11 protein-coding genes are annotated in these 12602 nt (G+C 66.4%); 8 read left to right on the forward strand and 3 right to left on the reverse strand.

Annotation, left to right across the window (positions count from 1 at the left end; translation table 11 throughout):
* Positions 1 to 196: 196 nt before the first annotated feature.
* Both RWR81_RS00240 and RWR81_RS00245 read left to right on the forward strand, forming a co-directional pair.
* Complete coding sequence (locus tag RWR81_RS00240) at positions 197 to 1405, forward strand: MFS transporter (protein WP_314452705.1); 1209 nt, start codon at positions 197 to 199, stop codon at positions 1403 to 1405.
* Positions 1406 to 1510: 105 nt separating this feature from the next.
* The gene (locus RWR81_RS00245) at positions 1511 to 2128 is read left to right on the forward strand and encodes an L-threonylcarbamoyladenylate synthase (RefSeq protein WP_314452708.1); all 618 of its coding nucleotides are present in this window, start codon (positions 1511 to 1513) and stop codon (positions 2126 to 2128) included.
* On the opposite strand, the gene RWR81_RS00250 is transcribed toward RWR81_RS00245, so the two are convergent.
* Genes RWR81_RS00250 through RWR81_RS00260 form a run of 3 tightly spaced genes read right to left on the reverse strand, consistent with a single transcriptional unit; the run spans position 2115 to position 4425 of the window.
* Positions 2115 to 2732 (reverse strand): MMPL family transporter, encoded by a 618-nt coding sequence (locus RWR81_RS00250; protein WP_314452711.1) that lies wholly within the window; start codon positions 2730 to 2732, stop codon positions 2115 to 2117. The two genes, RWR81_RS00245 and RWR81_RS00250, sit on opposite strands and share 14 nt — an antisense overlap.
* A gap of 11 nt (positions 2733 to 2743) precedes the next feature.
* On the reverse strand, positions 2744 to 4072 hold the full coding sequence (locus tag RWR81_RS00255; protein WP_314452714.1) for an MMPL family transporter: 1329 nt from the start codon (positions 4070 to 4072) through the stop codon (positions 2744 to 2746).
* Positions 4073 to 4080: 8 nt separating this feature from the next.
* The gene (locus RWR81_RS00260) at positions 4081 to 4425 is read right to left on the reverse strand and encodes a hypothetical protein (RefSeq protein ID WP_314452716.1); all 345 of its coding nucleotides are present in this window, start codon (positions 4423 to 4425) and stop codon (positions 4081 to 4083) included.
* A 173-nt stretch (positions 4426 to 4598) separates the two neighbouring features.
* On the opposite strand from RWR81_RS00260, the gene RWR81_RS00265 reads away from it, so the two are divergent.
* The 6 genes from RWR81_RS00265 (at position 4599) to RWR81_RS00290 (ending at position 12546) form a co-directional block, all read left to right on the forward strand.
* Positions 4599 to 6005, forward strand: a complete 1407-nt coding sequence (locus RWR81_RS00265; protein ID WP_314452720.1) for a replication-associated recombination protein A — start codon at positions 4599 to 4601, stop codon at positions 6003 to 6005.
* Positions 6006 to 6262: 257 nt separating this feature from the next.
* The gene (gene rpsD, locus RWR81_RS00270; RefSeq protein ID WP_003782217.1) at positions 6263 to 6886 is read left to right on the forward strand and encodes a 30S ribosomal protein S4; all 624 of its coding nucleotides are present in this window, start codon (positions 6263 to 6265) and stop codon (positions 6884 to 6886) included.
* A gap of 227 nt (positions 6887 to 7113) precedes the next feature.
* Positions 7114 to 9825 (forward strand): alanine--tRNA ligase, encoded by a 2712-nt coding sequence (gene alaS / locus RWR81_RS00275; protein WP_314452723.1) that lies wholly within the window; start codon positions 7114 to 7116, stop codon positions 9823 to 9825.
* A 36-nt stretch (positions 9826 to 9861) separates the two neighbouring features.
* Positions 9862 to 10365, forward strand: a complete 504-nt coding sequence (ruvX, locus tag RWR81_RS00280) for a Holliday junction resolvase RuvX (protein ID WP_314452726.1) — start codon at positions 9862 to 9864, stop codon at positions 10363 to 10365.
* Entirely contained in the window at positions 10362 to 11579 is a 1218-nt protein-coding gene (mltG, locus tag RWR81_RS00285; RefSeq protein ID WP_314452729.1) for an endolytic transglycosylase MltG, read from the forward strand. Before ruvX ends, mltG begins: the two co-directional genes overlap by 4 nt.
* Positions 11572 to 12546, forward strand: a complete 975-nt coding sequence (locus RWR81_RS00290; RefSeq protein WP_314452732.1) for a shikimate dehydrogenase — start codon at positions 11572 to 11574, stop codon at positions 12544 to 12546. The genes mltG and RWR81_RS00290 overlap by 8 nt, the downstream gene beginning before the upstream one ends.
* Positions 12547 to 12602 lie beyond the last annotated feature (56 nt).

Below are 12602 nucleotides of genomic sequence, written 5' to 3' on the forward strand. Positions count from 1 at the left end.
CCGAAAGGACGGACCTGCTCCCATGACTGCGTCCACATCCAGCTTGCCCCCGGATTCTTCGATCGATACGACGTCGAAATCGGTGCCCGATGGTCTTGCCCCGACGCATGACGGTGCCTCGGGTCAGCGACGTCCAGTGTTCCTTCGGCGTGACCGCATTGGCGCGTTCCTCAGCGTAGCCTTATCCGGCCAGCTCGTGTACTCCGCATTCGAGGCGCTTAAGGGCTCCCTCATGCTGCAGGTCTCCGACGTCCTAGGAATCGGCATTGACGGCTTCGGCGCCATGATGAGCGTCATTGGTCTGGCCATGTACATGTACGTTCCTGCCGGTTGGATCAACAACCGTTTCACCATTCGTTCGATTCTGGTGACGTGGAGCGTCTGGAGACTCGTGACGCTCCTGATCCTCTACCTGGTCCCGGGACTGCCGTTCACGATGATGCTCGTCATCGCGTTCTCCTGGGCGGTCTGGGACGCCATCGGGTGGCCGGCGGTGGTCAACGGTCTCACCTTCGTCTCCCGAAACGGTCGTGTCCATGGCAGAGGGCTCGTGATGGGCTTCTTTGAAGCGATCAGACGTAGTCTGGAATTCATTCTGGCAATGGCCGTCGTCGGTTGCATCTGGGCCTTCCCCCAGCACTGGAGGGCGATCGTCATTGGTTTTGCAGTCGGCTACTCCCTGCTGCTCGTTCCGCTCGTCGTCTGCCTGCTTCAATTCGTACCGAGTAACGCGATCGCCCGCCGTGACAACACCTCGGCGAATACCGCCGCTCTTATCGGGCTGCTGAAGGTCATGGTGCGCCCCCGCATCTGGCTGGCTGGCCTGGCGGCCATGTGCCTGTACTGGACCTACGTCAACCTCATCTACTCCTCAGCTCCCTATCTCAAGCTCGTCTACAACGTCTCCGACGGCGTGGCAGGACTGTTCGGGGCCACTGCCACCAGCCTTGTCGGTGCTCTCATCTGCATTCCGGCAGGGCTCGTCGCCGACTATGTCTTCAAGTCCTCAACCGCCATGATGGCGGTGGCGCTGGCCGTCATCGCCATCACTGCCACAGCGGTGTACATGCTGCCGCCATCGAAGACCATGATGTGGCCGGCGATCATCCTCCTCATTGTCATGGCCGCAGGGGTGTTCATGGGAAAGTCTGTCATCCTGGCGCCGATCGCTGAGCTCGATCTGCCCGAGGGGATCAACGGATCCGCCATGGCGGTTGCCTCGTTCCTCGCCTATGCCTCCATCATCTGGGGCAACTCGACGACCTCTGGAATCGTGGAGTCCCACCGCCACAACGCGTATGCGGGCTACCAGCTCATCTTCCTCATCACCCTGGCCGTAGCGCTCGCCGGTGCCGCCTGCGCCTCGGCCCTGACCGTTGTCGCGCATCGTCGCCAGCAGGGCTGAGACGGTGAAGCCCGCACTCGCCATACCGTTTCCCGGGGCAGGACCGGCGCAGCACATGGTCTGGAATGCCGTGTGAGTACAGTCACCAGGAGTAGGGTTAGGGGCATGTCGCGCTACATCGAGCTCCATCCCGTCAACCCCCAGGCCCGTCTCATCGACAAGATCGTCACGACGATCCGCGACGGCGGCCTGGTCGCCTATCCCACCGACTCCGGATACGCCTTGGCCAGCGCACCGGGAAACAAGGAAGGCCTGGATCGTATCCGTGCGATCCGTCAGCTCGACGGCAAACACAACTTCACTTTCGTGTGCGCGGACTTCGCTCAGGTGGGGCCCCTGGCCATCGTGGGTAACAACGCCTTCAGGCTCATCAAGCGCCTCACCCCGGGGCCCTGGACCTTTATTCTCAAGGGCACCAAGGACGTGCCCCGAATGACACTCAACCCCAAGAAGCACACGCTGGGAGTGCGCATCCCCGACCATGCCATCACCCAATCGCTCGTGGCCGAGTTCGGCGCCCCCATCCTGTCGTCCACCTTCATCCGTCCCGGCCGGGAGGAGCCGGAGAGCAACGGGTGGGAGATCGAGGAGTCCCTCGGTCACCTCATCGACGTCGTTATCGAGGGACCGGTGGGGCACGGAGAACCGACAACCGTCGTCGACTTGACCGACGACGTCCCTGAGGTGCTGCGCGAGGGCGCAGGAGACATCAGTCTGCTGTGACCGGTGCAGTCGTGCTGACGGCCGCCGCCGTGTTCACGATGCTCACCGGGGCCGCATCGGCGCGTGACCCGGCGAGCAGGCGCCGCAACCACCAGGGTGCCCACCAGTTCCATTCGCCCAGAAGCGTCATACTTGCGGGGACCGGCAGTATTCGTACCAGCGAGGCGTCCAGGGCGACGATCACCGCTAGAGCAAGGCCGATCTCCTTGACGGCAATGAGGTCACCGGACTCGAATGCCAGGAAGACCGCCGCCATGATGAGGGCTGCGAAGGTCACCACGCGTCCCGAGCGCTGCAGCCCCAGCTTCACCGATGTGTCGTTGTTGTGCCCTGCTCGCCGGTATTCCGTAATGCGGGCCAGGAGAAAGACCTCGTGGACCATGGCCAGGCCGAAACCGATCGTCCCCGCGGTCACCACCACGGCCGTCTCCACCCCTCCGAGGGGGATGAAGCCCAGCAGACCGGCCCCGTGCCCGTCCTGGAATACCCACACGATGGCCCCCAATGAGGCCGCCAGGGACAAGGCATTGACGATGAGAGCCTTCAACGGCACCAGTAGCGAGCCGGTCATGAGGAACAGGAGAACGAAAGTGGCCAGGAACATGGTCCCTAGTGCTAGTGGGAGATCGTGCAGGACAGTTGCTCGGAAATCGAGTGGCCGGCGGCCTGACCGGTCACCCATGTGTCCGCCGGTGTTTTCAGGGCCCGGATCTCACTCACGGTCCTCTCCGCGGTGGCGGAGAACCTGTCTCCCGTGAGATCGAGGTGGGCTACGGTGAACCTGCCGGCTGAGGACTGGCCGAGTACCGCCTCGACCCCGGGCAGGGTGGCCACCAGGATGATGACGGTTGCGTCCTGGCCGGCCACGGCCGGGTAATCTTTGTTCAGGGTCTGGGCGTCGACCCGTTGCGAGGAGCCTACCGGCAACTGCTCGACCGTTGAGTCGAGGGTGTGCAGGCGCAGGATCGGAAGAGCCAGCACCAATAGGACAGTCAGGCAGGCCACCAGGACGGCCCAAGGGTGGGCATGCACCCGTCGTGCCAGCGCGGCGAAGGCGCCCTGCTCACCGCTGACGTCTCCGACCCGATGCAGAAGACCACCAAGGAGCGGAACACGTTCCAGCAGAGACGGCCGAGCCATGCGCAGCCCCAGCAGGACTAGGACGGCGGGTATCGGTGTGATGGCCGCCGCCACTGCGATGAGTACGACCAAGCCTCCGGCCAGACCAATCGACCTCAGGATCCCTCCTCCCATGAGCGCGAGTCCGAACAGACTGATCGCAATGGTCGCGGCCGAGTAGATGATGGTACGCCCTGCGGTGAGGATCGTTGCGGTCATGCAGGAGGTGACAAGCGGATCACGGCGACGTGTCCGGCGTCGGCGTCCGGCGCCGTCAGCCCCGTTCTCGGTGTTGCAGGCACGGGCAAGCTCCTCATGATAACGCGACATCATGAGCAGGGCGTAGCCGATTGACAGCCCCAGTCCCAGGACACTAACGGTACCGACGACGAAAGATTGAAGTGAGACACCCAGGCTCAGAAGGTACAGAGTGCCCAGAGTGCAGGCGACCGAGGCCAGCGCACCGATGAGGGGTATGCCGACGGCCAGGAGACCGCCGAAGACGAGGACCACGATGACCAGGGCCACCGGTATAGCGATCATCTCGCCAGTGATCAGGTCCTTGCGGCTCTGGTCGGCGATGGACTCGGTGATCAGTTGCTTGTGGGAGACGATCCCCGTGGCCGAGGGCTCGATGTTACGCAACTCGTTGGGAACCCGCGCCAGACGTGCCTCGACGTCGGCGACCAGGCCGTTGAGCCGGTGGATGTACTCAGTATCGGCAGGGGAGGCGACTGCGGTGCCGTTGGGGTTGACCGTCACCACGATGAGGAAGCTGTCCAGGTCATTGGAGGCGAGTGTCCGGCCGGCGGAGGTGGTGAGCATTCCCGAGTTCAAAAAGGGGTCCACCACCCCTCGACCCCGCTCATGGCGACCAGCTCCTGGCGGGGCTTTGCCAATGCCGAGACGATCTTCTCCTGGTGCTCGGTGTCCCTGAGATTCACCCTGCGCACCAGCAGGGTCACCGGGACGCTGTCGCCGGCCAATGAGTCGAGGATCTGCTGCCCCGCGGCGCTCTCGGTTCCGGGAATCGAAATGGATCCGGCCTCCAGACGTGAGAAGAGCCCTCCTCCCGAACCTACCAGTGCGGTTGCCAGAAGGGTCGCGGACAGAATCGCCCAGGTAATGACGACGAACCAGGCGTCCTTGACAACGCGACGCGCTAGCCAGGTGAGCATGGGCTGCATTGTCACACTTCAGAGGTGGTTTTCCGGTGTCGAAAAGGGCTTGAATCGGCATCCATGGCGTAACGGGGTGAAGGTTGTCAGAGGCGTGTCAAAAGCCGACCGAAGGCCTGGCGGAGCGGGTCTCTTAGTGCGGCTGCACCGGCGGGGGAGGATAAGGTCGGCTCATGGACCTGTTCGAGTCGGCCGCCACGGATGATGCCGGTCTCCCTGCAGACACCCGCGCACCTCTGGCTGTGCGGATGCGCCCCCGCACGCTCGATGAGCTCGAGGGACAGGCACACCTCCTCACTCCCGGATCGCCCCTGCGACGTCTCGTGGAGCCGTCGCGGGCCGCAGATAACGATCATGGTGGCACACAGCGGAGCGCGCCGGCGCGGCAACCCGGTGCGTCCCTGTCCTCGGTCATTCTGTGGGGGCCTCCCGGGACCGGCAAGACGACACTGGCCTACCTGGTGGCGCGCGGCAGTGGGAGACGCTTCGTAGAGCTGTCAGCGGTCGTCGCAGGTGTCAAGGACGTACGCGCCGTCGTCACCGATGCCCGACGGCGTCTGACGTCGGGGGAGGAGACGGTGCTGTTCATCGACGAGGTCCACCGCTTCTCCCGGTCCCAGCAGGACGCCCTCCTGCCCAGCGTGGAGAATCGGTGGGTCACGCTCATCGCCGCCACCACGGAGAACCCCTCCTTCAGCATCGTCTCACCGCTCCTGTCCCGCTCCCTGCTCCTGACGCTCCACCCTCTGGATGCGGAGGACGTCGGACGCGTGGTCGATCGAGCCCTGAGCGATGAACGCGGTCTGGCGGGAGCTGTCGGAGCCACCGATGAGGCTCGCGAGCGGATCGTGCGCATGGCAGGGTCCGACGCCCGCAAGGCCCTCACCGTTCTGGAGGCCGCAGCCGGTGCGGTCCTGTCCCGGGAGACGGACCCGGACTCGCCTCCCCTCATCGACGTTGACGACGTCGAGCAGGCCGCCGACGTGGCGGCGGTGCGCTACGACCGCGCCGGTGACCAGCACTACGACGTCATCAGCGCTTTCATCAAGTCCATGCGCGGCTCCGATGCCGACGCCACCATGCACTACCTTGCGCGCATGATCGCGGCCGGAGAGGACCCCCGGTACATTGCCCGCCGCATCGTCATCCACGCTGCCGAGGACGTCGGCCTGGCCGACCCCGCAGTGCTGTCCACCGCCGTGGCAGCGCAACAGGCGGTCGCCATGATCGGGATGCCGGAGTCCGGCCTCATCCTGGCTGAGGCCGCCCTGGCGGTGGCCACGGCGCCGAAGTCCAACGCCGTCACCGCGGCGCTCAGGGAGTCGCTGGCGGACGTGAGCGCGGGCAAGGCCGCAGCTGTGCCCAGCCACCTGCGCGACGCGCACTACGCGGGCGCCGAGGGGCTCGGGCACGGCAAGGGATACCTTTACCCGCACGACTTCCCGCACGCCGTCGTCGGTCAGCAGTATCTTCCCGAGGGACTCGAGGGCAGGCGGTACTACCGGCCCAGCTCCAACGGCTTCGAGAAGCAGCTGGCCTCTCGGCTCGAGGCAGTCCGGCGCATCCTCGACGAGCGATAGCCCCGGTATGTCAAACGGCTCCAACCGCGCCGCCTCTGAGGACCGCCTCACACCGAGCGATTCCGACGTGGGCTTTTCCTGACGAGCACGCTAAAGTTCTCGAGTTGTCCACATCGAGGACGGCTGGCGGCTCCTGCTGATGCCGCCGGTCGACGACGATGCGGACCTCCTGGGGTCCCGGCCCGAACCGAGGCTTGACCCCGCGCCGTCGGCTCCCGCCACGGCGTGCGACCACCGATCCGACAGGAATGAAACACATGAGCTCTTCACGTTCCCGCCGTCAGGTGCGCCTCTCCCGCGCCCTGGGCATCCCGTTGACCCCTAAGGCCGTGCGTTACTTCGAGCGCCGCCCCTATGGTCCCGGTGAGCACGGCCGTGCCCGCCGCCGCACCGAGTCCGACTACGCCGTCCGTCTCAAGGAGAAGCAGCGCCTGCGCGCCCAGTACGGCATCCGCGAGGCCCAGCTTCAGCGCGTCTTCGAGGAGGCCCGTCGTGGTCAGGGCCTGACCGGTGAGTCCCTCGTCGAACTGCTCGAGATGCGCCTGGACGCTCTCGTTCTGCGTTCCGGGATCGCCCGTACCATCGCCCAGGCCCGCCAGGACGTGGTCCACCGCCACATCCTCGTCGACGGCAAGGTCGTGGACCGCCCCTCCTACCGCGTCAAGCCCGGACAGACCATCCAGGTCCGTCCCCGCTCCCAGGTGATGGTGCCCTTCCAGGTCGCTGCCGCCGGCGCCCACCGCGACGTGCTGCCCCCCGTCCCGGACTACCTCAACGTGGACCTCGAGAAGCTCTCGGCCACGCTGGTGCGCCGTCCCAAGCGCGACGAAGTCCCCGTGACCTGTGACGTCCAGATGGTCGTCGAGTACTACTCGCGCTGACGTCAAGCCCGCCTGACGCCGGGGCGCCCCGGACCCTTGAGAGGTTCGGGGCGCCCCGGCGTAGGAGTACGCTCATCTGGAGCGATCTGACCGGCTCGCGCGCTCTGCAGCCTGGTTACCAACATGATGTCAACCCCGCCGGTCGACCACACCACACTGTCCACAAGCCCGGGGCGCGGTCTGAGCGCCGAGCCCCCGGAGCACACCTCGAACAGGATGAAGACCCCATGCGCACATCCGAGATCCGCCGCCGCTGGCTCGATTACTTCGCCGTGAACGAACACGAGATCCGTCCCTCGGTCTCGTTGGTGTCCCCTGATCCCTCCATCCTGTTCACCGTGGCGGGAATGGTGCCCTTCATCCCCTACATCCTGGGCACGGAGGAGGCCCCCTGGCCCCGGGCGGCCTCGGTGCAGAAGTGCATCCGCACCAACGACATCGACAACGTCGGTATCACCACGCGCCACGGCACCTTCTTCCAGATGAACGGCAACTTCTCCTTCGGCGACTACTTCAAGGAGGGGGCCATCTCCTACGCCTGGGGCCTGCTGACGGGCAGCCGAGAGGAGGGCGGCTACGGCCTGGACGGGGACCGCCTGTGGATGACGATCTGGGAGGAGGACCAGATCTCCCTCGACTACTGGACCCGCGAGATCGGCGTTCCCGCCGAGCGCATCCAGCTGCTTCCCTTCAAGGACATCTCCTGGTCGACCGGACAGCCGGGCCCGGCCGGCTCCTGCTGCGAGATCCACTACGACCGCGGCCCCGCCTACGGACCCGACGGCGGCCCCGCCGTCGACACCCAGGGCGACCGCTTCCTGGAGATCTGGAACCTCGTCTTCGACGAGTTCCTGCGCGGTGAGGGCAAGGGACACGACTTCGAGCTCCTGGGCAAGCTCGACCAGACGGCCATCGATACCGGTGCCGGTCTGGAGCGCCTGGCCTTCATCATGCAGGACAAACCCAACATGTATGAGATCGACGAGGTCCTCCCCGTCATCAAGGCCGCCGAGGAGCTCTCCGGCAAGGTCTACGGCCGAGGCACCGCCGGTCCCGAGGCGGGGAACGCCCATCACGACGACGTACGCATGCGAGTGGTGGCCGACCACGTGCGCTCGGCCCTCATGCTCATCTCCGACGGTGTGCGTCCCGGCAACGACGGGCGTGGTTACGTCCTGCGCAGGCTCATCCGCCGTGCGGTGCGCTCCATGCGCCTGCTGGGGGTTGACGAGGCCACCATGCCCACGCTGCTGACCGTCTCGAAGGACGCCATGAAGGCCTCCTACCCCGAGCTGGAGACCGGTTGGAGCACCATCTCAGAGGTCGCCTTCGGCGAGGAGGAGGCCTTCCGCCGTACTCTGGCCGCCGGAACCACGATCCTGGATACCGCTGTGGCCGCCGCCAAGAAGGACACCGGCGGTACCGGGCGACCGCTGATGTCCGGCAAGAGCGCCTTCGAGCTGCACGACACCTACGGATTCCCCATCGACCTCACCCTGGAGATGGCGGCCGAGCAGGGCGTCGACGTCGACGAGAGCGCCTTCCGGGCCCTCATGAACGAGCAGAAGGAGCGTGCCCGGGCCGATGCGCGCTCCAAGAAGACCGGGCACGCCGACATCCGCGTCTTCCGCGAGCTGGAGAAGGAGATGGGTGGAGGCTCGACCTTCCTGGGCTACACCGAGTCCTCCGCCGAGGCCACCGTTGCCGGTGTGCTGGTTGACGGCGTCCCGCAGAGCGTCGTCACTGCTCCGGCCGAGGTCGAGGTCATCCTGGACCGCACCCCCTTCTGGGCTGAGATGGGTGGTCAGCTCGCCGACCAGGGCACGATCCGGCTGGCCGACGGAGGTACCATCGAGGTCGATGACGTCCAGGCCCCCGTCAAAGGACTGCACGTCCACCGCGGCACCCTGATAGAGGGCACGATCTCCGTGGGGGAGAAGGCCTTCGCCCAGATCGACGTCGTCCGCCGCCTGGCGATCGCGCGTGCCCACACCTCCACCCACATGGTGCACAAGGCGCTTCACGAGATCGTCTCCGACAATGCCACCCAGGCCGGCAGCGAGAACTCCCCCTCCCGCATGCGCTTCGACTTCCGCCACGGCTCGGCCCTCGCCGGTGACCAGGTCGCCGGCATCGAGGAACGGGTCAACGCCAGGCTCTCCGAGGACCTGGCCGTCACCGACGAGGTCATGGACATCGACGCCGCCCGAGCCGCGGGTGCCATCGCCCTGTTCGGGGAGAAGTACGGCAAAGAAGTGCGGGTCGTCTCCATCGGTGGCGACTGGTCCAAGGAGCTGTGCGCCGGGACCCACGTGCCCACCACGGGACACATCGGCCGTATCGCGGTGGTGGGCGAGTCCTCGATCGGCTCGGGCGTGCGTCGCATCGACGCACTCGTCGGAGACGGCGCCTACGGCTACCAGGCCAAGGAGCACGCGCTGGTCTCCCAGCTCTCCACGATGGTCGGGGGCCGTCCCGAGGACCTGCCCGAGCGCGTCGAAGGACTCATGACTCGGCTGAAGGACGCCGAGAAGCGCCTGGCCGCGGCCGAGCAGGCCGCCCTGTCCGCGCGCACCGCAGGCATCGTCTCCGACGCCGTGCGCGTGGGTGACGTCCGTCTGGCCGCCGCCGATCTCGGCTCCGTGGGCTCCGCCGACGCCGTGCGCTCCCTGGCCCTCGATGCCCGTAGCCGGCTCGGCGACTCCGAGCCCGCGGTCGTCGCCATCGGCGGGGTCCTGAACTCACGCCCGGTGGTTGTGGTCGCCACCAACACCGCCGCCCGTGAGAAGGGTATTCGCGCTGGGGCTCTGGTACGCATCGCCGCTCAGGTGCTGGGCGGCGGCGGAGGCGGCAAGGACGACCTGGCTCAGGGCGGGGGCCAGAATCCCAACGCCCTGGATGAGGCGCTGCGCGCCGTCGCCGACCAGGTCCGGATCTGACTCGGCGGCCTCGTGTCAGGTTCTGTGCCGGGTCACGTGACGGACTCATCCCCGGCGGGGTTCCGCCCCGGGGTACGACTCGCCTTCGACGTTGGAAAGGCACGTATCGGTGTCGCACGTTGCGATCAGGACGCGATCCTGTCAGTCCCCGTGGTAACTCTCAGGCGGGACCGTTATGGTGCTGATCTCGATGAGGCCGTTGACCTCGTCGAGGAGTACGGTGCCTTCGAGGTGATCGTCGGCCTGCCCAAGCACATGGGCGGCGGCAGCTCGAGCTCGACCAGGGACGCCCGCAGATGGGCCCGAGACCTGGCGAGCATCCTGCCTCCGCGAGTGTGCGTCCGCTTGGTTGATGAGCGGCTCACCACCGTCACTGCTCACCGGGACCTGCATGCGGCCGGCCTGAAGGAGAGGAGTTTCCGCGGTATCGTCGACCAAGCGGCCGCGGTCGTCATCCTTGAACAGGCCATCAGCACCGAGCGGGCTTCCGGGGTACCGGCCGGTGAGCGAGTCCACCCGATCAAGAGAGGCAGAGCGTGAGCCACGACGATTTCTTCGCCGAGCTCGGCATCCAGCGCGATGAAGATGCTGGCAGCGCTACGGACAAACCCAAGAGCCGCAAGCAGCAGCGCTTGGAGAAGGCCGAGCGCCGTCAGCGCAAGCGGCGTCGGCACTGGCTGACGAGCATCGTCATCGTCATCACTCTCGCGGTTGCTGGGGTCGTGGGCTACAAGGCCATCGGGATCATGCGTGATGTCCAAAAGCAGACCACCCACGCCCAGGACTACACCGGCGACGGTAAGGGAGAGGTCACGGTGACGATTCCGGAGGGCGCCTCCGGGCTGGACATCGGCGACATCCTCAAGGACAAGGGAGTCGTCGCCTCCGGCAAGGCCTTCGTCAACGCCGTCAAAAACAATCCCAAGGGAAGCAACATCCAGCCAGGCACTTACAAGCTCAAGAAGGAGATGTCGGCCAGTGCCGCGCTTCAGGCGCTGCTGGACCCGGAGACCAAGAGCGACCACACTTTGACGGTCTCCGCCGGCAACACCAAGGAGATGATCAAGGACCGGCTCAAGCAGGTCAGCAACTTCACCGATGAGCAGATCGAGGCGGCCTACGCCGACACCACGGCCATCGGCCTGCCCGCAGAGGCGGGCGGCAATGTCGAGGGCTGGCTGGCACCGGGCACCTATGACGTCACCGAGAACGCGACCCCCACGGATCTGGTCATGCAGATGGTCGCCCGGACCATCGCCCAGCTCAACGAGCTCAAGGTACCCAAGGAGAGCTACCACACGGTCCTGACCAAGGCCTCCATCGTCGAGCGCGAGGTCGCCAAGGACCAGTACTACGGACAGGTGGCTCGTGTCATCGAGAACCGGCTTGAGCAGGCCGACGATGAGACCCAGGGCAAGCTTCAGATGGACTCGACGGTTCTCTACGGCCTGGGGCGCTCCGGTGGCATCCCCACCTCCGCCGAGCTCGCGGACGCCAACAATGTCTACAACACCTATGCGCATCAGGGGCTTCCGCCCGGACCCATCGGCAGTCCCGGCGAAGGCGCCATCAAGGCTGTGCTCAATCCGCCGGCTGGAAGTTGGCGCTACTTCGTGACCATCGACCTGAAGACTGGTGAGACCCTGTTCGCCTCAACCAGGGAGGAGCAGGAGACCAACACCAAGAAGCTCACCGACTATTGCTCCAAGAACAAGGAGGTCTGTGAAGGCGACGAGGGCAAGAAGAATGGCTGAGGAGGTCGGCGCGGTGACCCGCCACCGCGCCGCCGTCATCGGCCAGCCGGTGAGCCACTCGCTGTCTCCCGTCCTGCACCTGGCCGCCTACACCGGACTGGGCCTGAGCGACTGGGCCTACGAGCGACGTGAGACGGCCCCCGCGGCCCTGCCAGGGCTGCTCGGCGAACTGGCCGCTCCGGTGGTGGCGGGGCCCGCCTGGGCCGGGCTGAGCGTGACCATGCCCCACAAGCAGGCGATTCTGGCGCATCTGGATGTCATCGACCCTCTGGCCCAGGCCGTCGGAGCGGTCAACACGGTGGTCTCCCAGCGCAGCGGTACGGGAGAGGCGCTCCTGACGGGCTTCAACACCGACGTCGCCGGCATTGTCGGAGCACTGCAGGAGACTGCCGGCCACCTGGTCGCAGGTCGTGCAGAAGACGGCTCGGGCGTCGACAGCGCCGTCATCCTCGGCTCAGGCGCGACCGCCTGCTCGGCCCTGGCGGCCCTCGGCGAGATCGGGGCCGATCGGATGACCGTCGTAGCGCGCCGACACGCAGGCCCCGGCCGGGCTCTTGGCGCCGCGCACCGCATGGGACTGGACATTGAGGCCCTCACCTGGAAACCGGCCGATCCGGCTTCCAACGCCGAGGTGGCGCAGCACCTGGCCGCCGCCGACGTCGTCGTCTCCACTCTTCCCGCAGGGGTGGCGCAGCCACTGACCGATCCGTTGGGCGAGGCCCTGAACCAGGTCGGCGGAACCCGGCCGGGAGCCGTCATGCTCGACGTCGTCTACGCCCCCTGGCCCACCGCTCTCGCCGAGGCCTGGTCTCACGGCGGGGGTGCTGTGGCCCCTGGGTGGCTCATGCTCCTGCACCAGGCCGTGCCCCAGGTCCAGCTGATGACCGGTCGGCAACCCGACATCGAGCTCATGCGCTCCGCTCTTGTGTCGGCTCTGAAGAGGCCGTCAGTCCCTGCTCCGGACTGACTCGATCGCTTCGCGATGATCCGTGACGAGGGACACCGAGGCTGGCATCGGTGTGT

Source organism: uncultured Actinomyces sp. (assembly GCF_963526355.1).
Lineage (GTDB): Bacteria > Actinomycetota > Actinomycetes > Actinomycetales > Actinomycetaceae > Actinomyces.